At 64.0% G+C, this 19,057-nt stretch carries 22 protein-coding genes and 1 tRNA gene; 3 read left to right on the top strand and 20 right to left on the bottom strand.

Annotated features, from left to right (window positions below; translation table 11 throughout):
* Positions 1–11 precede the first annotated feature (11 nt).
* Both secA and ACSQ3Q_RS05170 read right to left on the bottom strand, forming a co-directional pair.
* Positions 12–2,777, bottom strand: a complete 2,766-nt coding sequence (secA, locus tag ACSQ3Q_RS05175; RefSeq protein WP_436133340.1) for a preprotein translocase subunit SecA — start codon at positions 2,775–2,777, stop codon at positions 12–14.
* 136 nt (positions 2,778–2,913) lie between these two features.
* Positions 2,914–3,942, bottom strand: a complete 1,029-nt coding sequence (locus tag ACSQ3Q_RS05170) for a M23 family metallopeptidase (RefSeq protein ID WP_436133339.1) — start codon at positions 3,940–3,942, stop codon at positions 2,914–2,916.
* On the opposite strand from ACSQ3Q_RS05170, the gene ACSQ3Q_RS05165 reads away from it, so the two are divergent.
* Positions 3,941–4,240 carry a hypothetical protein gene (locus ACSQ3Q_RS05165; RefSeq protein ID WP_436133338.1) on the top strand — a complete coding sequence of 100 codons (300 nt, stop codon included), beginning with the start codon at positions 3,941–3,943 and terminating at the stop codon, positions 4,238–4,240. The genes ACSQ3Q_RS05170 and ACSQ3Q_RS05165 overlap by 2 nt on opposite strands.
* 44 nt (positions 4,241–4,284) lie before the next feature.
* Here ACSQ3Q_RS05165 and ACSQ3Q_RS05160 read toward each other — a convergent pair.
* From ACSQ3Q_RS05160 to petA, 6 genes are all read right to left on the bottom strand, one after another.
* A tRNA-Thr gene (locus ACSQ3Q_RS05160) sits at positions 4,285–4,360 on the bottom strand.
* 51 nt (positions 4,361–4,411) lie between these two features.
* A complete protein-coding gene (locus ACSQ3Q_RS05155) occupies positions 4,412–4,960 on the bottom strand; it encodes a ClpXP protease specificity-enhancing factor (RefSeq protein ID WP_436133337.1) in 549 nt (182 codons plus the stop codon).
* Positions 4,961–5,006: 46 nt separating this feature from the next.
* A complete protein-coding gene (locus ACSQ3Q_RS05150; RefSeq protein ID WP_007854512.1) occupies positions 5,007–5,618 on the bottom strand; it encodes a glutathione S-transferase N-terminal domain-containing protein in 612 nt (203 codons plus the stop codon).
* 110 nt (positions 5,619–5,728) lie between these two features.
* A complete protein-coding gene (locus ACSQ3Q_RS05145; RefSeq protein ID WP_436133336.1) occupies positions 5,729–6,490 on the bottom strand; it encodes a cytochrome c1 in 762 nt (253 codons plus the stop codon).
* Between the two features lie 17 nt (positions 6,491–6,507).
* Positions 6,508–7,923, bottom strand: a complete 1,416-nt coding sequence (locus ACSQ3Q_RS05140; RefSeq protein ID WP_436133335.1) for a cytochrome b — start codon at positions 7,921–7,923, stop codon at positions 6,508–6,510.
* A gap of 11 nt (positions 7,924–7,934) precedes the next feature.
* Positions 7,935–8,534, bottom strand: a complete 600-nt coding sequence (petA, locus tag ACSQ3Q_RS05135; protein ID WP_436133334.1) for a ubiquinol-cytochrome c reductase iron-sulfur subunit — start codon at positions 8,532–8,534, stop codon at positions 7,935–7,937.
* Between the two features lie 151 nt (positions 8,535–8,685).
* On the opposite strand from petA, the gene mscL reads away from it, so the two are divergent.
* Entirely contained in the window at positions 8,686–9,114 is a 429-nt protein-coding gene (gene mscL / locus ACSQ3Q_RS05130; protein WP_436133333.1) for a large conductance mechanosensitive channel protein MscL, read from the top strand.
* A gap of 259 nt (positions 9,115–9,373) precedes the next feature.
* On the opposite strand, the gene pdxA is transcribed toward mscL, so the two are convergent.
* Entirely contained in the window at positions 9,374–10,402 is a 1,029-nt protein-coding gene (pdxA, locus tag ACSQ3Q_RS05125; RefSeq protein WP_436133332.1) for a 4-hydroxythreonine-4-phosphate dehydrogenase PdxA, read from the bottom strand.
* 103 nt (positions 10,403–10,505) lie between these two features.
* Positions 10,506–11,267, bottom strand: a complete 762-nt coding sequence (locus ACSQ3Q_RS05120; protein ID WP_436133331.1) for a Nif3-like dinuclear metal center hexameric protein — start codon at positions 11,265–11,267, stop codon at positions 10,506–10,508.
* Between the two features lie 294 nt (positions 11,268–11,561).
* On the opposite strand from ACSQ3Q_RS05120, the gene ACSQ3Q_RS05115 reads away from it, so the two are divergent.
* Positions 11,562–12,698 (top strand): S1C family serine protease, encoded by a 1,137-nt coding sequence (locus tag ACSQ3Q_RS05115; protein WP_436133330.1) that lies wholly within the window; start codon positions 11,562–11,564, stop codon positions 12,696–12,698.
* 311 nt (positions 12,699–13,009) lie between these two features.
* On the opposite strand, the gene tatC is transcribed toward ACSQ3Q_RS05115, so the two are convergent.
* From tatC to hisF, 10 genes are all read right to left on the bottom strand, one after another.
* Complete coding sequence (tatC, locus tag ACSQ3Q_RS05110; protein ID WP_436133329.1) at positions 13,010–13,804, bottom strand: twin-arginine translocase subunit TatC; 795 nt, start codon at positions 13,802–13,804, stop codon at positions 13,010–13,012.
* A gap of 72 nt (positions 13,805–13,876) precedes the next feature.
* Positions 13,877–14,341: a Sec-independent protein translocase protein TatB gene (gene tatB / locus ACSQ3Q_RS05105; RefSeq protein ID WP_436133328.1), complete on the bottom strand. Its 465-nt coding sequence runs from the start codon at positions 14,339–14,341 to the stop codon at positions 13,877–13,879.
* A gap of 51 nt (positions 14,342–14,392) precedes the next feature.
* Entirely contained in the window at positions 14,393–14,635 is a 243-nt protein-coding gene (tatA, locus tag ACSQ3Q_RS05100) for a Sec-independent protein translocase subunit TatA (RefSeq protein ID WP_436133327.1), read from the bottom strand.
* A 103-nt stretch (positions 14,636–14,738) separates the two neighbouring features.
* Positions 14,739–15,095: a histidine triad nucleotide-binding protein gene (locus tag ACSQ3Q_RS05095; protein ID WP_436133326.1), complete on the bottom strand. Its 357-nt coding sequence runs from the start codon at positions 15,093–15,095 to the stop codon at positions 14,739–14,741.
* A 118-nt stretch (positions 15,096–15,213) separates the two neighbouring features.
* A complete protein-coding gene (locus tag ACSQ3Q_RS05090) occupies positions 15,214–16,278 on the bottom strand; it encodes a patatin-like phospholipase family protein (protein WP_436133325.1) in 1,065 nt (354 codons plus the stop codon).
* Positions 16,271–16,657 carry a DUF4870 family protein gene (locus ACSQ3Q_RS05085; protein WP_436133324.1) on the bottom strand — a complete coding sequence of 129 codons (387 nt, stop codon included), beginning with the start codon at positions 16,655–16,657 and terminating at the stop codon, positions 16,271–16,273. The genes ACSQ3Q_RS05090 and ACSQ3Q_RS05085 overlap by 8 nt, the downstream gene beginning before the upstream one ends.
* A complete protein-coding gene (locus tag ACSQ3Q_RS05080; RefSeq protein ID WP_436133323.1) occupies positions 16,654–17,028 on the bottom strand; it encodes a phosphoribosyl-ATP diphosphatase in 375 nt (124 codons plus the stop codon). Before ACSQ3Q_RS05080 ends, ACSQ3Q_RS05085 begins: the two co-directional genes overlap by 4 nt.
* A gap of 5 nt (positions 17,029–17,033) precedes the next feature.
* A complete protein-coding gene (gene hisI, locus ACSQ3Q_RS05075; protein WP_436136941.1) occupies positions 17,034–17,432 on the bottom strand; it encodes a phosphoribosyl-AMP cyclohydrolase in 399 nt (132 codons plus the stop codon).
* Positions 17,433–17,663: 231 nt separating this feature from the next.
* Positions 17,664–18,254, bottom strand: coding sequence for a hypothetical protein (locus ACSQ3Q_RS05070; protein WP_436133322.1), 591 nt, complete (start codon positions 18,252–18,254; stop codon positions 17,664–17,666).
* Complete coding sequence (hisF, locus tag ACSQ3Q_RS05065; RefSeq protein WP_436133321.1) at positions 18,251–19,054, bottom strand: imidazole glycerol phosphate synthase subunit HisF; 804 nt, start codon at positions 19,052–19,054, stop codon at positions 18,251–18,253. The genes ACSQ3Q_RS05070 and hisF overlap by 4 nt, the downstream gene beginning before the upstream one ends.
* Between the last annotated feature and the right edge of the window lie 3 nt (positions 19,055–19,057).

Raw genomic sequence — 19,057 nt, 5'->3', positions numbered from 1 at the left:
CCACAAGCCCATCAGGCCAGCTTGCCGTGGCACTGCTTGTACTTCTTGCCGCTGCCGCAGGGGCAGGGGTCGTTGCGGCCCACGCGAAGGCCTTGCAGCTCTTCTGGCAGCGGCGCCGCGGCGGCTTGGCTCTGTTGCAGGGTCGTTTCCACGTCCCCGGTCTCGGTGGGCGCCGTATAGGTCACGTTGGCAATGCTCTCGCCGCGGTTTTCCATGTCCTGCGCGGCCTGGTCGAGCTGCGCCTGCGACTGCACCTGCACGGTCATGAGGATCTTGGTGACCTCGTTCTTGACCAGGTCGATCAGCTGGCGGAACAGATCGAAGGCCTCGCGCTTGTACTCTTGCTTGGGCTGCTTTTGTGCGTAGCCGCGCAGGTGAATGCCCTGGCGCAGATAGTCCAGCGCGGACAAGTGGTCGCGCCAGTTGGAGTCAAAGCTCTGCAGCAGCACCATGCGCTCGAACTGCGTGAAGTTCTCGCGGCCCACTTGCTCCACCTTCGCATCAAACGACGCGTTGGCAGCCTCCAGCACCTTCTCGAGGATCTCGTCGTCGGTGACGCTGCTGGCGCCCTGCACAGCCTGCTGCAGCGCGACGGATACCTGCCAGTCGTCGGCCAGCACCTTCTCGAGCGTGGGCAGGTCCCACTGCTCTTCCACCGATTCGGCAGGCACGTACTGGCGCACCAGGTCGGTCATGCAGTCTTCGCGCATCGCGGCGATCACGTCGGACAGGTCGGTCGCATCCAGGATGTCGTTGCGCTGCTGGTAGATCACCTTGCGCTGGTCGTTGGATACGTCGTCGTATTCGAGCAGCTGCTTGCGAATATCAAAGTTGCGGGCTTCCACCTTGCGCTGGGCCGACTCGATGCTGCGGGTCACGATGCCGGCCTCGATGGCCTCGCCATCGGGCATCTTCAGGCGGTCCATGATCGCCTTGACGCGGTCGCCCGCGAAGATGCGCATCAGCGAGTCGTCCAGGCTCAGGTAAAAGCGCGACGAGCCGGGGTCACCCTGGCGGCCCGAGCGGCCGCGCAGCTGGTTATCGATGCGGCGCGACTCGTGGCGTTCGGTCGCAATGATGCGCAGGCCGCCCAGGGCCTTGATCTTCTCGTGCTCCACCGTCCACTGCTCGCGCAGCGCGGCCACGCGGGCCTCGCGCTCAGCTTCAGACAAAGACTCGTCGCCCTCGATGGCCGCAACGTCTTTTTCGATGTTGCCGCCCAGCACGATGTCGGTGCCGCGGCCTGCCATGTTGGTGGCAATGGTGATCATGCCGGCGCGGCCGGCCTGGGCCACGATGTCGGCTTCACGCGCGTGCTGCTTGGCGTTGAGCACTTGGTGCGGCAGGCCTTCCTTGTTCAGCAGCTGGTCGATGATTTCGGAGTTCTCGATCGACGTCGTGCCCACCAGCACGGGTTGGCCGCGTTCGTGGCACTCGCGGATGTCCTTGATCGCCGCCTCGTACTTCTCGCGCGTGGTCTTGTACACGCGGTCGAGCTGATCGTCGCGCTTGCTTGGACGGTTGGGCGGGATAACCACGGTTTCGAGGCCGTAGATTTCCTGGAACTCGTAGGCCTCGGTATCGGCCGTGCCGGTCATGCCGGCCAGCTTGTTGTACAGGCGGAAGTAGTTCTGGAACGTGATCGAGGCCAGCGTCTGGTTCTCGGCCTGGATGTTCACGCCTTCCTTGGCTTCCACGGCTTGGTGCAGGCCTTCGCTCCAGCGGCGGCCCGACATCAGGCGGCCGGTGAACTCGTCCACGATCACGATCTCGCCGTCCTGCACCACGTAGTGCTGGTCGCGGTGGTAGAGGTGGTTGGCACGCAGCGCTGCATACAGGTGGTGCATCAGCGTGATGTTGGCGGGGTCGTACACCGAGGCACCCTCGGCGATCAGGCCCTGGCTGGCCAGAATGCGCTCGGCGCTTTCATGGCCCTGCTCCGTCAGGAACACCTGGTGGGTCTTTTCGTCCAGCGTGAAGTCGCCGGGCTTGGTCACGCCGTCGCCGGTGCGGGCGTCGGCTTCGCCCTCTTGGCGCACCAGCAGGGGTACCACCTTGTTCATGGCGATGTACATCGCCGTGTGGTCTTCGGCCTGGCCGCTGATGATCAAGGGCGTGCGGGCTTCATCGATCAGGATCGAGTCCACCTCGTCCACGATGGCAAAGTTCAGGCCCTGCTGCACGCGGTCTGCGGCCTCATAGACCATGTTGTCGCGCAGGTAGTCGAAGCCGTATTCGTTGTTCGTGCCGTAAGTGATGTCGGCGCGGTAGGCTTCCTGCTTTTGCTCGCGTGGCATGTTGGGCAGGTTGATGCCCACCGTGAGACCGAGGAAGTTGTACAGCCGTCCCATCCACTGCGCATCGCGGTTGGCGAGGTAGTCGTTCACCGTCACCACGTGCACGCCCTTGCCCGACAGGGCATTGAGGTACACCGGCAGCGTAGCCGTGAGGGTCTTGCCCTCGCCAGTGCGCATTTCAGAAATCTTGCCGAAGTGCAGCGACATGCCTCCCAGCATCTGCACGTCGAAATGGCGCATCTTCATGATGCGCTTGGAGCCCTCGCGGACTACGGCAAACGCTTCGGGCAAAAGATCGTCCAGCGACTCGCCCTTGGCCACGCGTTCCTTGAACTCCTGCGTCTTGGCCTTGAGCTGCTCGTCCGACAGCTTTTCGTACTCGGGCTCCATCGCATTGATGCGGGAGACCGTCTTGCGGTACTGCTTGAGGAGCCGGTCATTGCGGCTGCCGAATAGTTTGGTGAGGAAGTTGGTGGCCATGCGAACAGGACCGCTTGCCCGCTGCAACCAGCGCGCCAAGCGACCGAAATCCCTAAGATGAATTGAGTTCAGGTGGGTTCATCGCCGCGGATTGCAAGCATTGCAACCCCGCGCCGTGAACGCCGGACCCGCGATTTTACCTGCCCGCTGTGGGAGCAGCCGGCTGGGCTGGCGGAGCGCGGGGCTGAATCGAGGCGACCTGTGGGCCGGACGCTGCGCCAGGAGTCGTGCCGCCAGCGCTCAAGAACTTCTGCGGGTCCTGAAAAACCCCTTGTACCAGCACCTCAAAGTGCAGATGGGGGCCGGTTGAGCGCCCGGTTGTGCCCACCTCGGCGATCTTCTGCCCGCGTTTGACGATGTCGCCTTGTTTGACCAGCGTGCGCGAGGCGTGGGCATAGCGCGTGACCAGCTGGTTGCCGTGGTCCACCTCGATCATGTTGCCGTAGGCAGGGTGGAATTCCTGCGTCACCACCACACCGCCCGCGGCAGCCAGGATGGGCGTGCCGGTGTCGGCCTGGAAATCCAGCCCGGTATGCAGTGCCGACTGCCCGGTGATCGGGTCCACCCGCCAGCCAAAGGCAGAACCCGGTGCGCGGCCGCTCACCGGCGCGTGGGTGGGCACCATCTTCTTGCGGATGTGCTGGTCGAACAGGCGCGACTCGAGCACCGTCATGAGGTCCACGCGCTGGTGGGTCAGTTGCTCCAGCTCGTTGAGCGTGGATTCAAGCTCTTCCATCGACAGGTTTCTGGCGCTCACCAGGGCTCCGCCCCGCGCATCCGACTTCTGGATGTCCGAGGGCGCCATGCCCGCCAGGCCCAGCACACGGTCGCCCAGCGATTCCAGCTGCACCATGCGGGCCTGCATCTCGCCGACGCGGCGCGCCATGGCATCCAGGTTGGCGCGCATGAAGCGGTCGCGCTCGGCAAACTCGTCCTTGACGACCAGACGCACCAGCGAGCCCACGATGGGCCAGCCCTCGCGCGCGCCCTTGAGAAAAACCCAGTGGTACAGCGTGGCCGCCACCAGCATGAGGCACAGAGACAGTCCCAACCCAGCAAGTACCAAGCGTGTGCCGGACAGATGAATGGCCCGGCTTCGTGCCAGCCGGGCGTCCGTGATAATCAGATGCACTACGAATTCTCCACGCCCGAAGACGCACGCCATGAACCGCCGCCACTACGCCGTGAGCCTCGAACAAGCCAGCGCGGACTCTCCCACGCTGGCCAGGCTGACTGCGCTGACACGCGACTCCAGTGATCGGCTCAAGGCCATTGAAATGCTGATTCCCGCAACCTTGCGCCCAGCGATCCAGGCGGGCCCCATCGATGGGGATTCCTGGTGCCTGCTGGTCAAGAGCAATGCCGCAGCGGCAAAAATCCGCCAGCTGCTGCCTGCGTTGCAGGCGCATTTGCGCAGCCGGGGGTGGGAGGTTAACGTGATTCGCCTGAAAGTTCAAACCTGACAGTCAGGCATGAAACAGGGAATTTTGGGAAGGGCCGAAAAAAATGGTGCCGGTTGTCGGAATCGAACTGACGACCTACCGCTTACAAGGCGGGTGCTCTACCAACTGAGCTAAACCGGCGAGGGCTGGATTTTATCCCGTAAAAACCAACCAAAAATTCAAAACCAGCGCTTATTTCACGCGCTTGAGCGAAGGACGGGCTCCGCCCGATGTGGGAGGGGGCCTTGGCGCATCACCATCACCGCCGCCATCCTTCTTGCCATCATCGGCAGAAACCAGCTGAACGACCCGGTCTTCAGAAGCGGCGGCAGGCGCACGGCTTGCGGGCGCCGACTCGATGCCCGCCACCGGCTCAAGCACCGTAGGCGCTGCCGCGCTGCTGCTACCTGCCAGCACATCCACCGGCGGAGGAAAGGCCATGCCCTGGCCGTTTTCCCGCGCGTAGATCGCGATCACCCGCCCCACCGGCACCAGGATTTCCCGGGGCTTGCCACCAAAGCGTGCCTTGAACTCGATGAAATCGTTGCCCAGCTGCAGCGCACTGGTGGCGTCGAAGCTGATGTTCAACACGATCTCGCCGTCCTTCACATATTCGCGCGGCACCTGCACGGAATCGTCCACGCGCACGGCGACATAGGGCGTGAGCCCGTTGTCGGTGCACCACTCGTATAAGGCACGAATGAGGTAGGGACGCGTGGAGGTGGATTCCTGTGCGGTCATGAAGGTGGTAAAGCGGTGGATGGGAAGGGTGCAGGCAGACCGACAGTTACTTGCGCATGACCTTCTCGGAAGGCGTCAGCGCTTCGATGTACGCAGGGCGCGAGAAGATGCGCTCGGCGTACTTGAGCAGCGGTGCAGCGTTCTTCGACAGATCGATGCCGTAGTAGTCCAGACGCCAGAGCAGCGGCGCAATGGCCACGTCCAGCATCGAGAAGTTGTCGCCCAGCATGTACTTGTTCTTGAGGAACACGGGCGCCAGTTGCGTCAGGCGATCGCGAATGTGGGCACGGGCCTTTTCCAGCGCTTTTTCGTTGCCCTTGGTCGCGCGCGATTCCAGAATGTTCACGTGCACGAACAGTTCCTTCTCGAAGTTGAGCAGGAACAGGCGGACGCGGGCGCGGTCGACTGGGTCGCCGGGCATCAGCTGCGGATGCGGGAAGCGCTCGTCGATGTACTCGTTGATGATGTTCGACTCGTACAGGATCAGATCGCGCTCGACCAGGATGGGCACCTGGCCGTAGGGGTTCATCACGCTGATGTCTTCGGGCTTGTTGTACAGGTCCACATCGCGGATTTCAAAGTCCATGCCCTTTTCGAACAGGACAAAACGGCAGCGGTGGGAGAAGGGACAGGTCGTACCCGAATAAAGCACCATCATGGTGGGAGGCTCCTAAAAATCAAAAGAGTGGGACGCCAAAAGCGCCCACTCTGCAAAGAATCCGGCGGCACCCCGAAGGGGCGCCTTCACGTGGATCCGAACTCGCGTTCTTACTTCACGTCCTTCCAGAAGGCTGCGTTCAGCCTCCAGGCGATGACGGTGAAGATACCGAGGAAAATCAACACCCACACGCCAACACGCACGCGGGTGTTCTGGGCAGGTTCGCCCATCCATTGCAGGTAGTTCACCAGGTCGCCGACAGTCTGGTCGAACTGCAGCGAGGTCATGGTGCCAGGCTTCATCTGCTCCCAGCCCTTGAACACCTGGACCTTGTGGCCGTGGCTTTCGCGCTCTTCAAACACGGGGCGGCGGTCACCCTGCATTTGCCACAGCACGTGGGGCATGCCCACGCTGGGGAACGCCAGGTTGTTCCAGCCCGTGGCCTTGGTGTCGTCGCGGTAGAAGGTGCGCAGGAAGGTGTAGAGATAGTCTGCACCGGTGCCGCCGTGGCCCGCACGTGAGCGTGCGATCACGGTCAGGTCCGGCGGGTTGGCGCCAAACCATTCCTTGGCCTGCTTGGGATCGATCGAGGCCTTCATGGTCTCGCCGACCTTGTCGGTCGTGAACAGCAGGTTGTCCTTGATCTGCTGCTCGGTCAGGCCGATATCACGCAGGCGGTTGAAGCGCATGAAAGCTGCCGAGTGGCAGTTCAGGCAGTAGTTGACGAACACCTTGGCGCCGTTTTGCAACGAAGCCATGTCGTTGGTCTTGTTGGGCGCCTTGTCCCAGGCAATGGTGTCGCCGCCAGCAGCGTGCGCCGCGCCGGCAGCCAGGCCGACAGCGGCGATCAGCGTGAGGATGAGTTTCTTCATTGTTGTTATCTCCAGGCTCAGTGCGCCACAAAGGTCACGCGGTCGGGCACGGGCTTGGTCTTGCCGATGCGGCTCCACCAGGGCATCAGCAGGAAGAATCCGAAATAGAACAGCGTACCCACCTGCGACACGCGCTCGCCGATAGCCGAAGGGGGCTGCACGCCCAGGTAGCCCAGGATCAGGAAGATGATCACGAAAATGCCGTACAGGTACTTGTGCCAGTCGGGGCGATAGCGGATCGACTTGACGGGGCTGTAGTCCAGCCAGGGCAGGAAGAACAGGATGATCACGGCACCACCCATCACCACCACGCCCCAGAACTTGGCGTCGATGGACAGCATCATCGCGATCACGGCAATAGCTGCCACTGCAATGCCTGCCTTGACGAAGCTGGGCAGCTTAGCCTTGAGGATGCCGAAGCCTGCACCTGCCACCACGCACAGCACCAGCACGTACATCATTTCGGTGGTGATCGCACGCAGCATTGAGTAGAACGGCGTGAAGTACCAGACCGGAGCAATGTGCGCGGGGGTCTTGAGCGGATCGGCCGGAATGAAGTTGTTGTACTCGAGAAAGTAGCCACCAAACTCAGGCGCGAAGAACACCACGGCCGTGAATGCCATCAGGAACATGCTCAGCGCGAAGATGTCATGCACCGTGTAGTACGGATGGAAGGGCACGCCATCCAGTGGCTTGCCGTTGGCATCCTTGGGCGCCTGCGGGCCCTTGATTTCCACGCCGTCGGGGTTGTTGGAGCCCACATCATGCAGCGCCAGCAAGTGGGCCACCACCAGGCCCAGCAGCACCAGCGGCACGGCAATCACGTGGAAGCTGAAGAAGCGGTTCAGCGTGGCATCGCCCACCACGTAGTCGCCACGGATCAGCAGCGCTAGGTCAGGGCCGATGAAGGGAATGGCGGCGAACAGGTTCACGATCACCTGGGCGCCCCAGTACGACATCTGGCCCCAGGGCAGCAGGTAGCCCATGAAGGCCTCGGCCATCAGGCACAGGAAGATCGCGCAGCCAAAGACCCAGACCAGCTCGCGCGGCTTGCGGTAGCTGCCGTAGATGAGGCCACGAAACATGTGCAGGTACACCACCACGAAGAACGCCGATGCGCCCGTGGAGTGCATGTAGCGGATCAGCCAGCCCCATGGCACATCGCGCATGATGTACTCGACCGACTCGAATGCTTTGGCCGCATCCGGCTTGTAGTGCATGACCAGGAAGATGCCGGTCACGATCTGGATCACCAGCACTACCAGGGCCAGCGAGCCGAAGATGTACCAGAAGTTGAAGTTCTTCGGAGCGTAGTACTCCGACATATGCACCTTGTAGGCGTCGAAGGCCGTGGGGAACCGGTTCTCGAACCAGTTCGTGACCTGCGCGCTGATCGGCGCGTTCGGGGAGATTTCTTTGAATTCGTGGGCCATGTCGTTCTCCGTCAAGCCTTCTTGTCTTCGCCAATGACGAGGCGGGTATCGGACAGGTACATGTGCGGAGGCACTTCAAGGTTGTCGGGCGCTGGCTTGTTCTTGAACACGCGGCCGGCCATGTCGAACGTGGAGCCGTGGCAAGGGCACAGAAAACCGCCCTTCCAGTCGTCGGGCAGCGAGGGCTGGGCCCCGGGCTGGAACTTGTCGGAAGGCGAGCAGCCCAGGTGCGAGCAGATGCCCACGCCGACAAAAATCTCGGGCTTGATGGAGCGCGCTTCGTTGCGGGCGTATTCGGGCGTCAGATCGGCTTGATTGCGCTGCGACTTGGGGTCCGCGAGCTGAGCGTCGAGCTTGGGCAGTTCGGCCAGTTGCTCGGGGGTGCGCTTGATGATCCAGACGGGCTTGCCGCGCCATTCCACCGTGACTTTTTCGCCCGGCTTGAGGGCGGAAATATCCACCTCGACAGCAGCACCGGCGGCTTTGGCACGCTCGGAGGGCTGGAACGTACTCACGAAAGGAACGGCGGTTGCCACGCCGCCCACCGCACCAGCACATGCTGACGTGATGATCCACGTCCGCTTGCTGGAGTCGATTGGAGTGTCACTCATGGGGATCCTCGATTGATCATCGCTACATTGGGGTCAACCGCGAATTGTAGCGGAGTGAAAATGGTTATTTCAAACCCCCTCCCCCAGCCTTGACACCGCCTTGTGCTGCGCAATACTCCCCCATCGCCGTCCAGGCAGCCAAGGAGATCCCATGGGAATGATGCAGGAGTTCAGAGAGTTCGCCGTCAAAGGCAATGTGATCGACCTCGCCGTAGGGGTGATCATCGGCGCCGCGTTCAGCAAGATCGTGGATTCCGTGGTGTCCGACCTCATCATGCCGGTCGTCGGCTTGGTGTTCGGCAAACTGGATTTTTCCAATCTTTTTGTGGTGCTGGGCACTGTCCCACCGGGCACGGCGATGACGCTGGACGCGCTCAAAAAAGCCGGCGTGCCGGTGCTGGCCTACGGCAACTTCCTGACCGTTGCCGTCAATTTCATCATCCTCGCGTTCATCATCTTCATGATGATCAAGCAGATCAACCGGCTCAAGCGCAACACCCCGGCTGCGGCTGCGGCGCCTGCAGCGACGCCTGAGGACATCGTGCTGCTGCGCGAAATCAGGGATAGCTTGAAGAAGTAAGCCCTGGGGCGCAACGCGCCTCGGTGGTGCGCGCCGCAGGCGCGGCCTCTTCGGCCGGTCCGAGCCTGCGCAGGCAGGCTTGGGGCAGCAGGCCTCAGCCCCAAGGGGGGACGCCTGCAGTGCCCCGGCAAAGCCGACTCCACGGAGGCACTGTTTGCGGCGCGCCAGTTTGGTAGAACGCGCCCGGTAGGGCCCATTCGCCCCAGTTGCTACTTTATTTGTAGCTGATGGCGCTTTACGGATAAGCGCCCGCGCCTATTCATGCACACAAGGCCCGCGCCACGCGCACCGCTTCGATGAGGCTGGCCGCGTCGGCCCCGCCCTGACCTGCGATATCGAACGCGGTGCCGTGGTCCGGGCTGGTGCGCACCAGGGGCAGACCCAGCGTCACGTTCACGCCCTTGTCCACGCCCAGGTACTTCACGGGGATCAGGCCCTGGTCGTGGTACATCGCGATCACCACGTCGAACTCGCCCGGCCGCTCGGGCGTATGGCGGGCGCGCATGAAGACCGTGTCGGGCGCGAACGGACCCTGTGCATCGAGGCCCTCAGCGCGGGCCGCCGCGACCGCCGGGGCGATGACTTCGATCTCTTCACGGCCGAACAGCCCGCCCTCCCCCGCATGCGGGTTGAGTCCCGCAACCGCCATGCGCGGTGCACGTCCCAGGCTGCGGGTCAGCGCGGCGTGCGTGATCTGCAGCGTCTGCAAAACGTTCTCGTGCGTGACGGCCGCGATGGCATCGCGCAGCGACATGTGGATGCTGACCAGCACCGTGCGCAGCTCGTCGCTGGCCAGCATCATGCGTACGGGCATCGCCGACAGCGCCACGCCCTGGTGCTGGGCGGCCTCGGCCTGCAGCAGCTCGGTATGGCCAGGAAAGGCGACGCCCGCCGCAGACAAAGCCTCCTTGTGCAGCGGCGCCGTCACTAGCCCCGCCACCTCGCCCCTCAGCGCCGCGCGCGCGGCCCAGACGACGCAGTCTGCGGCCGCGCGCCCTGCGGCGGCGCTGACCTGTCCCCAGGGCTGCGGGCCCGGGATGCCCGGCAAAGCCAGGACGGGGATGCAGCGGTCGGGCACTGCCAAAGCCTCTGCCGGTGCGCCGATCAGCGCCACCGGCACCGATGGCACGCCCGGGCGCGCGATGGCCTGTGCAGCGCGGCGCAGCGTGGCGATGTCGCCCACCACGAAGCAGCCCCGCAAATCTTCCGGCGCATCGCGAAATGCCTTGGCCACGATCTCGGGGCCGACGCCTGCGGGGTCGCCTTGGGTGATGGCCAGTGTTTTCATGGGCGCGTGGGGTGAAATTAATGGGAAATCAGTGCTCAGCGCTTGTAGATAAAGCGCCATAAGCTATAAATTTAATAGCAAAACGACGCAAGGCAGTTTGCGGTCAGGCCGGATTGGGGATTTCGATGAACGCATGCTCCAGGCGCAACTGCCCCGCCACGTGCGCCGCCACGGCCGGTGCGCCGTAGCGCTCGGTGGCATGGTGCCCCGCGGCGATAAAACTCACGCCCATCTCCCGCGCGAGGTGCGCCTGGGGCTCTGAAATCTCGCCCGTGATGAACGCATCGGCCCCGGCGGCCATGGCCGATTCGAAATAGCCCTGCGCCCCGCCTGTGCACCAAGCCACGCGGCGAATCGGCCGCAATGCGCCGCCTTCCTCCGGCTGCACCAGGGTCACGGCGCGGCCCAGCAACCCGCCCACGTGGTCCGCCAACGCCTGGCCATTGGCAAAAGCCGCGGGCGCCGCAAAGCCCAGGTCCTGCTCGCCAAAACGGGCGTCGGCAACAAAACCCAGCACGCGGCCCAGCTGCGCGTTGTTGCCCAGTTCGGCATGGGCATCAAGCGGCAGGTGGTAGGCAAACAGGTTGATGTCGTGCGCTAGCAGCAGCTGCAGGCGCTGCTTCATCCAGCCCGTCACGCGGCCGTCCTGCCCGCGCCAGAACAGGCCGTGGTGCACAAAGATCGCGTCGGCCCGCGCAGCGATGGCGGCCTCGATCAGCGCGCGGCTGGCGGTCACGCCACTCACGATGCGCTCAATCTCTGGCCTGCCTTCGACCTGCAGCCCGTTGGGCCCGTAGTCCTTGAAGCGGTCGGGTTGCAGCAGGCTGTCAAAGGCCTGCAAAAGCGCGGTGCGGGAAATGCTCATGCGCCTATTGTCGCGCGCCGCCCGTGCCCGTTGGGATGGCCTGCACAACTCCCTGCGGTCTGTGATAGCGCGGCCTCGGGCGGTCTACTGCGTTACTTTTCTTGCCAATAGCCCGGCTATTGCCTGCAAAAGACGCCTTGTGGCCCCTCGATCCGCACTATCACCGCCTCGCGAGGGTTATGCAGGCCATCCCCGGATCAGGCCTTGGGGGACAATGCACGCTGCAAGAAGCTGCGGCCCCACTCCGGACTCCGTCCCGGCTTCTTCGATTTCCCGACCATTCGACAGGACCCCATGAAGCGCATCTGGCTGCTCTTTTCGCAGGCCGTAACCGTGTTTGTTGCTGCCTACTTCGTCGTCGCCACGCTCCAGCCCGACTGGCTGGGCCGCGGTACCACCCGCTCCGGTGCGGGCATCTCGCTGCTGGAGGCGCCCAACGCGCCCGTGCCGCAGCCGGCTGCGGGCAGCTTCAGCGCTGCCGCGCGCAAGGCTGCACCCGCCGTGGTCAGCATCAACACCAGCAAGGCCGTGCGCCACCCGCGCAGCAACGATCCGTGGTTCCAGTTCTTCTTTGGCGACCAGGGTGCCCAGGCGCAGGCCGGGCTGGGCAGCGGCGTGATCGTGAGCCCCGACGGCTACATCCTCACCAACAACCACGTGGTCGAGGGCGCTGACGAGATCGAGGTCACGCTCACCGACAGCCGCCGCGCCCGCGCCAGCGTGATCGGCACCGACCCCGACACCGACCTAGCCATCCTCAAGATCGAGCTCGACAAGCTGCCCATCATCGTGCTGGGCAATTCCGACGGCCTGGCGGTGGGAGACCAGGTGCTGGCCATCGGCAACCCGTTTGGCGTGGGCCAGACGGTGACGAGCGGCATCGTGAGCGCACTGGGCCGCACGCAGCTCGGCATCAACACCTTCGAGAATTTCATCCAGACCGACGCGGCCATCAACCCGGGCAATTCGGGCGGCGCACTGGTGGACGTGAACGGCAACCTGATGGGCATCAACACCGCGATCTACTCGCGCTCGGGCGGCAGCATGGGCATCGGTTTTGCCATTCCCGTGTCCACCGCGCGCCTGGTGCTCGACGGCATCGTGAAGGACGGCCAGGTCACCCGCGGCTGGATCGGTGTGGAGCCCAATGAGCTGTCGCCCGAACTGGCCGAGACCTTCGGCGTGAAGGCCACCGAGGGCGTGATCATCACCGGCGTGCTGCAGGACGGGCCTGCCGCCCTGGCCGGCATGCGGCCCGGCGACGTGATCGTGCGCGTGGAAGGCAAGAACGTGGGCAATGTGTCCGAACTGCTGACGGCTGTGGCGGGGCTCAAGCCCGGCACTGCGGCGCCCTTCAACGTGCAGCGCGCGGACAAAATGGTGGAGTTGAACATCACTCCCGGCGTGCGCCCGCGCCCCAAGCGTCGGTAACTTGCCCCTGGCCAGCTGCAGGCCCCCTAAGGAGGCGTTGCAGGGGGCCGCGCGGAGCCAGTGCCAAGAAGGCGCTGGCCTGGCGTGCACCCCGTTGTTGCAGGCTGGCTTTCCCCAGTGGGGGAGCAGGCGCCCGTCCACTCACTGCTATCGAAAAAATAGCTGCTAGCGCTTATGCATCAAGCGCTAGCAGCTATTTTTGTTTGAATTTCTGGTGCACCTAAGCCGGAGCACGGCCAGGCGAAGCTGCAGTAGCACACAGACGACCGATCGACCACTCCCCAGCTCACCAGCCGCGGGGCGCGCTGCGATCAGGATGCCGACGCAGGTTCCTCAGGCTCTTCCGGCGCCTTGGTGTGCTTGATGAAGATCTGTGCCGCCCAGATGCCCACTTCGTACAACAGGCACATCGGTATGGCCAGCGACAGCTGCGAGACCACGTCAGGCGGCGTGACCACGGCGGCGATCACAAACGCGATCACGATGAAATAGCCGCGGAACTCGCGCAGCTTCTGCACGCTGACAATCCCCATGCGGGCCAGCACCACGACGGCAATTGGCACCTCAAAGGACAGACCGAACGCAAGGAACATTGACAGCACAAAGCTCAGGTACGCCTCGATGTCAGGCGCGGCCGTGATGCTCTTGGGCGCAAAGCTCTGAATGAACGCAAACACCTGGCCGAAGACGAGGTAGTAGCAAAACGCCACGCCGATGAAGAACAGCAGCGTGCTGGAGACCACCAGCGGCAGCACCAGCTTCTTCTCGTGCGAATACAGGCCCGGCGCCACGAAGGCCCACACCTGCCACAGCACAAAAGGCAGCGCCAGCAAAAACGCCGACATCAACAAAATCTTGAGCGGCACCATGAACGGCGAGATCACCGAGGTGGCGATCAGCGTCGCCCCCTTGGGCAGGTGCGCCACCAGCGGCGCCGCCAGGAAGTCGTACAGCGCGCCAGGGCCAGGAAAGAAGAACAGGATTGCCGCCGCGATGGCAATCGCAATGAGCGCCTTGACCAGCCGGTCGCGCAGCTCCATCAGGTGCTGCACGAAGGGCTGCTCGGTACCGGCCAGCTCGTCTTCTTTGGAAGGGGTTTCGGACATAGTGGGTTTTCAGGGCGTGGAGGCCGCCCATGCAGCGCACGGCGACGCCGGCTGCTTGCTGGCGCTTTCGGATCAGTGAAATTTCTGGGGACGGTAGCGCGCCACGCGGGCCGCGCCAGACTGCGCCTTGGTGCGTACGCCGCTCTTGGCCTTGTACCACTGGGGCACGGCACCGCGCTTCAGGCGCCAATTCTTGCCCGGGTGTTTGTACGCCGGCACCACCGCGGCATGGGATTCGTGCAGGTCGTTGTTGCTGGAATCGGTGACGGCCGCCCAGTCTTTCTCGAACTCGCTCGCGCCGGTCTGGATGGAGCTGTGCACATCGCGCGCAGCGCTCTCCACCGTGTCCTTCATCTTCTTGAGCTCGTCGAGCTCCATGGACCGGTTGACCTCGGCTTTCACGTCGGTCACGTAGCGCTGGGCCTTGCCTAGCAGGGTGCCGACCGTGCGGGCTACGCGGGGGAGTTTTTCGGGGCCGATGACGATGAGCGCGACCGCACCGATCAGCATCATCTTGGACAGGCCAATATCAATCATGGGTGTCAGTCAGCGCGGGTGCCGGTGCGATCAGCCGTCGGTGCGGCAGGCTCAGCTCTTTTGCTTGGCTTCGACATCGATGGTGGTCTTGTCAGCGGCCGGGTTGTTGGCGACCTGACCTGCGGGTGGGGTGGCCGTGCCGGCCGCTTCGGCCGAGCCGTCCTTCATGCCGTCCTTGAAGCCCTTGACGGCGCCCCCGAGGTCGGAGCCCATGTTCTTGAGCTTCTTGGTGCCGAACACCATGACGACGATCAGCAGCACGATCAGCCAGTGCCAGATGGAAAAAGAGCCCATGGAATATCTCCTAACGAATTGCAATCATTTTAGACGGCCGCTGTGACCGAACCACAGCAGCCTTGCGCAAGCCCGGGAAAGGCGCCCGCGCCACCGGTCAGTTTCAGCCCTTGAGCCACGGGCGGGGGCCACCCATCACGTGGACATGCAGGTGGTGGATCTCCTGGCCACCTTCAAGCCCCGTGTTTACCACGACGCGAAACCCGCCCTCCGGGTAAGGGTTGCAGCCCTGCTCCAGCGCCAGCTTGGGGGCCAACGCCATCATGCGGCCCAGCACCGGTGCGTGTTCGGCCGTAACCTGGGCCATCGACGCAATGTGCACCTTCGGCACCATCAGGAAATGCACTGGCGCCCAGGGATGAATGTCGTGGAAGGCGAAGATTTCCTCGTCCTCGTAGACCTTCTTCGAAGGAATCTGGCCCGCGATGATCTTGCAGAAAAGACAGTTCGGATCGTGCATGCGAAATCGGGAGAAAAATGGGAGTCAGCTTTTTGCGGAAGGCGCTGCCGGGTCGTCGGCAGCGCCTTCCGACCAAGAGGGCAACGCACGAAGCACCCCGAGGGCCGCTTCGCGCGCTTCATGCATTGTCAGCGATCTTGATCGTCGGGCGCACACCCACGTCCTTGCGGTGCGCATGCAGCCACGCCTGCCCGGCCGTGCGGCCGATGGCGAAGAGCTTGCGCACAAACGCGAGGTCCGCGCGCATCTTGCTGTCCGCGCCGAACGGGGCTAAAAGCGAGCCGCCGTCGATGCGGTGCATGCGCACGTTCTTGTAGCGGCGCGGGTCGAGCTTGCCTTCGGCCAGCAGGCGGCGCACGAACTCGATGGCGCGCATCTCGGCCAGCAGGCTGGCGTTGAAGGTGACCTCGTTCATGCGCTCCATGATTTCGGCGCCGGAGTGCGGCAGCTCCAGGTGCTCGATGGGATTGATCTGCACCAGCAGGATGTCCGAGGTGTCAGTCTGGTAGATCAGTGGGTGCAACGCGGGGTTGCCCGAGTAGCCGCCGTCCCAGTAATGCTGGCCGTCGATTTCCACCGCCTTGAACAGCAGCGGCAGGCAGGCCGAGGCCATCACCGCATCGGCACTGAGCTTGGCGCCCGAGAAGATCTCGCCCCGCCCCGTGCGCACGTTGGTGGCGCAGACAAACACCTTGGGCCCGCCGGCCGCATGGGCGGCGCGCCGCGCGTTGCACAGCAGGTCAAAGTCCACTTCGCGTTCGAGCAGGCGGCGCAGCGGGTTGATGTCGAGCGGGTTGGTCTGGTAGGGCGACAGCCATTGCCGCATCAGCCCCATCATGGGGTTGGCGGCGGACAGCGGCGAGCCCCACATGAAGCTGCCCATAGTGCCCACGCCCTCCCACAGACGAGAGAGCGTCTCGCGCGCCAGCTGGCAGCCCGCCAGGTGGGCTTCGTAGGGGTCTTTGTGCTCGTGGGCCGCCTTGGCAAACCCGTGGGCCAAGGCCACGGCATTCATGGCGCCGGCGCTGGTGCCGCTCACGCCGTCAAAGTGCCACTGCCCGTCTTCGAGCAGCGCATCGAGCACGCCCCAGGTCAGCGCGCCGTGCGAGCCGCCGCCCTGCAGGGCCAGATTCAGCCGAGTCAAGGAGGGCAGATGCGGCAGTGGCGCGCCAGGCTCAGGCATCCACCGCCTGGTTCTTGCTCATGGCCAGCATGCCGCGCACGATGCGGTACAGGAACCACAAGGAAATGATGCCCCAGGCGATCCAGCCCGGCGCGATCAGCAGCAGCCACAGCGGCGAGGTCACCACGTACAGCACGCCGGCCCAGATCGTCGAGCGGATGCGCCACGAAAAATGGTTGGCCTGCCAGGTGCCCTCGGCGTCGCCCCGTTTGACCAGATCGATCACCAGCGCAATGACCAGCAGCAGCGCGCTGGCCTGGGCGCCCGGCACCACGGCCCCCACGGCCACGATGAGGTGCAGCACGTAGCTGACCCAGCCCACGTTCTTGAGGCCCTGGGCCTTCTGCTCGTTGCTTTGCACGTCAATGATGTCGTTCATGTGGAACCCTCCTGGCTGGCACGCGCAACGGCCTTGCGCAAGGCTTTTTCTTCGATACCGCTGGTGCCTTCGCGGCGCTCCAGTTCGGTGAGCACATCGGCAGGGGTCAGGCCGTAATGGGCCAGCGCCACCATCGAGTGGAACCACAGGTCCGCCACTTCGTACAGCAGCTTGGATTTGTCGGCCCCGTGATCCACGTCCTTGGCGGCCATGACGACTTCGGTGGCTTCCTCGCCGATCTTTTTCAGGAAAGCGTCCGGCCCCTTGTGCAGCAGGCGCGAAACATAGCTCTTTTCGGGGTCGCCGCCGTTGGCGGGCTTGCGGCTTTCAATCACCTCAGCGAGGCGGGCCAGGGAATCGTTGGAGCTCATGGGTCTTACTTGTAGATGGATTCAGGGTCTTTCAAGACCGGATCGACCGGTTGCCAGGCCCCGTCCTTGAGCACGCTGAAAAAGCAGCTGTGGCGGCCGGTGTGGCAGGCGATGCCGGGCTCGTGGCCGAGCTGGGTGACCTTGAGCAGCACCACGTCGTTGTCGCAGTCGAGGCGGATCTCGTGCACGGTCTGCACGTGGCCGGATTCCTCGCCTTTGAACCAGAGCTTCTTGCGCGAGCGGCTGAAGTACACGGCGCGGCCCAGTTCTGCGGTTTTCTCCAGGGCCTCGCGGTTCATCCAGGCAAACATCAGCACGTCGCCCGTGCCCTGCTCCTGCGCAATCACGGGCACCAAGCCCTGCGCGTCCCATTTCACATCGTTGAGCCAGTTCATGGGCGGGATTGTCGGCGATTTGAATTGCGGGTCGGCAGGCCCGGCCGCCCGTTTTGAAGCCTTTTAGGCCGCCAGCGCTTGCCTATCATGCGCTGATAGCTATCAAATATGAATAATTGCCCGCCAAAGCCAGCGGTGATATCCCCGGCGGCACCCGAGCCGCGATGAGGCCGATTGCTATTATATTAATAGCAAAAAACCCTTACCAGTCAAGCGCTGAGGCCGATTTTTATCTGGCATTCACTTCACCACCGACAAGAACACCCATTTGCGGTCCCAGTTCTTGCGGCCCAGGTACTTGATGGCAAACGCGTAGCGGCCCGGCGGCAGGAAGTCCTGCGTCAGGGTTTCCTGCTGCGTCACCACCGGCTGGCCATTGACGCGCACGCTCTGGTTCGCCACCAGTTCCGGCTCGCTCTCCAGGTTCTGGCCGTCCAGGGCGTAGACGGTGACATCGGGCTCTTCCTTCTCATCGCCCACCAGCGGCAGGCCGAGCGCGTTGGGCTGGGTCACCACGTCCAGCGCTTGTTTGCCGGGCACCGGTTCGCGCACGATCCAGTAGACGTCGCGCACGTTGTCGTTCAGCGACTGGAGCTGCGCCTTGAGCTTGTCGAACTCGGCCTTCTCGCCGATCACCACCACGGGCTTGCCGCCGATGGTGGCGTCAAAGCAGCGGCCGATGCGGTCGACGCAGGGCATGCGCTCAGAGAACCGGGTGTACGACGGCGGCGGCACCTGTGCCGCAGCCGGCAGTGCCGCAGCCAGCCCAGCAAGCACCACGGTATGGGCCAGGGCGCAGCGCAGGGCGGCAACCGCCGCAGTGCGCTTCACAGCAGCCGCACCGGAATGCCGCGCTCGGCCATGCGGGCCTTGGCCTGGCCCACGGTGTATTCACCGTAATGGAAGATGCTGGCAGCCAGCACCGCATCCGCCCCGCCCTGTTGCACGCCGTCGGCCAGGTGGTCGAGGTTGCCCACGCCGCCCGACGCGATCACGGGCACGCTCACCGCGTCGCTCACGGCGCGGGTCAGGGTGAGGTCAAAGCCCGCCTTGGTGCCGTCACGGTCCATGCTGGTGAGCAAAATCTCGCCCGCGCCGCGCCGCGCCATTTCGGTGGCCCAGGCCACGGCGTCCAGGCCCATGTTCTTGCGCCCGCCGTGGCTGTACACGTCCCAGCCGTCGCCCACGGGCTGGCCGTTGGCGCCGATGCGCTGGGCGTCTTCGGCCGAGCGGCGTTTGGCGTCAATAGCCACCACGATGCACTGCGAGCCGTACTTCTCCGACACCGCGTTGATGAGGTCGGGGTTGGCAATCGCGGCCGAGTTGAAGCTGGTTTTGTCGGCGCCCGCGTTGAGCAGCCGGCGCACGTCTTCGACCGAGCGCACGCCGCCACCCACGGTGAGCGGGATGAAGACTTGGCTGGCCACCGCTTCGATGATGTGCAAGATTAAATCGCGCCCATCGCTGGTGGCGGTGATGTCGAGGAAGGTGAGCTCGTCGGCGCCCTGCCCGTTGTAGCGCGCGGCGATCTCGACGGGGTCGCCCGCATCGCGCAGTTCAAGGAAGTTGACACCCTTGACCACGCGGCCTCCGGTGACGTCGAGGCAAGGGATGATGCGTTTGGCGAGCATGTC

Origin of the sequence: Acidovorax sp. LjRoot129 (assembly GCF_964253765.1) — a bacterium.
Lineage (GTDB): Bacteria > Pseudomonadota > Gammaproteobacteria > Burkholderiales > Burkholderiaceae_C > Acidovorax.
The sequence above is the reverse complement of the archived record's forward strand: the minus strand, read 5'-3'. Positions and strand labels throughout refer to the sequence as shown.

What these genes read in the sequence shown, in the direction of transcription:
- secA (WP_436133340.1), bottom strand. Translation starts at nt 2,777, where the DNA reads ATGGCCACCAACTTCCTCACCAAACTATTCGGCAGCCGCAATGACCGG.
- ACSQ3Q_RS05165 (WP_436133338.1), top strand. Translation starts at nt 3,941, where the DNA reads ATGAACCGCCGCCACTACGCCGTGAGCCTCGAACAAGCCAGCGCGGAC.
- ACSQ3Q_RS05170 (WP_436133339.1), bottom strand. Translation starts at nt 3,942, where the DNA reads ATGGCGTGCGTCTTCGGGCGTGGAGAATTCGTAGTGCATCTGATTATC.
- ACSQ3Q_RS05155 (WP_436133337.1), bottom strand. Translation starts at nt 4,960, where the DNA reads ATGACCGCACAGGAATCCACCTCCACGCGTCCCTACCTCATTCGTGCC.
- ACSQ3Q_RS05150 (WP_007854512.1), bottom strand. Translation starts at nt 5,618, where the DNA reads ATGATGGTGCTTTATTCGGGTACGACCTGTCCCTTCTCCCACCGCTGC.
- ACSQ3Q_RS05145 (WP_436133336.1), bottom strand. Translation starts at nt 6,490, where the DNA reads ATGAAGAAACTCATCCTCACGCTGATCGCCGCTGTCGGCCTGGCTGCC.
- ACSQ3Q_RS05140 (WP_436133335.1), bottom strand. Translation starts at nt 7,923, where the DNA reads ATGGCCCACGAATTCAAAGAAATCTCCCCGAACGCGCCGATCAGCGCG.
- petA (WP_436133334.1), bottom strand. Translation starts at nt 8,534, where the DNA reads ATGAGTGACACTCCAATCGACTCCAGCAAGCGGACGTGGATCATCACG.
- mscL (WP_436133333.1), top strand. Translation starts at nt 8,686, where the DNA reads ATGGGAATGATGCAGGAGTTCAGAGAGTTCGCCGTCAAAGGCAATGTG.
- pdxA (WP_436133332.1), bottom strand. Translation starts at nt 10,402, where the DNA reads ATGAAAACACTGGCCATCACCCAAGGCGACCCCGCAGGCGTCGGCCCC.
- ACSQ3Q_RS05120 (WP_436133331.1), bottom strand. Translation starts at nt 11,267, where the DNA reads ATGAGCATTTCCCGCACCGCGCTTTTGCAGGCCTTTGACAGCCTGCTG.
- ACSQ3Q_RS05115 (WP_436133330.1), top strand. Translation starts at nt 11,562, where the DNA reads ATGAAGCGCATCTGGCTGCTCTTTTCGCAGGCCGTAACCGTGTTTGTT.
- tatC (WP_436133329.1), bottom strand. Translation starts at nt 13,804, where the DNA reads ATGTCCGAAACCCCTTCCAAAGAAGACGAGCTGGCCGGTACCGAGCAG.
- tatB (WP_436133328.1), bottom strand. Translation starts at nt 14,341, where the DNA reads ATGATTGATATTGGCCTGTCCAAGATGATGCTGATCGGTGCGGTCGCG.
- tatA (WP_436133327.1), bottom strand. Translation starts at nt 14,635, where the DNA reads ATGGGCTCTTTTTCCATCTGGCACTGGCTGATCGTGCTGCTGATCGTC.
- ACSQ3Q_RS05095 (WP_436133326.1), bottom strand. Translation starts at nt 15,095, where the DNA reads ATGCACGATCCGAACTGTCTTTTCTGCAAGATCATCGCGGGCCAGATT.
- ACSQ3Q_RS05090 (WP_436133325.1), bottom strand. Translation starts at nt 16,278, where the DNA reads ATGCCTGAGCCTGGCGCGCCACTGCCGCATCTGCCCTCCTTGACTCGG.
- ACSQ3Q_RS05085 (WP_436133324.1), bottom strand. Translation starts at nt 16,657, where the DNA reads ATGAACGACATCATTGACGTGCAAAGCAACGAGCAGAAGGCCCAGGGC.
- ACSQ3Q_RS05080 (WP_436133323.1), bottom strand. Translation starts at nt 17,028, where the DNA reads ATGAGCTCCAACGATTCCCTGGCCCGCCTCGCTGAGGTGATTGAAAGC.
- hisF (WP_436133321.1), bottom strand. Translation starts at nt 19,054, where the DNA reads ATGCTCGCCAAACGCATCATCCCTTGCCTCGACGTCACCGGAGGCCGC.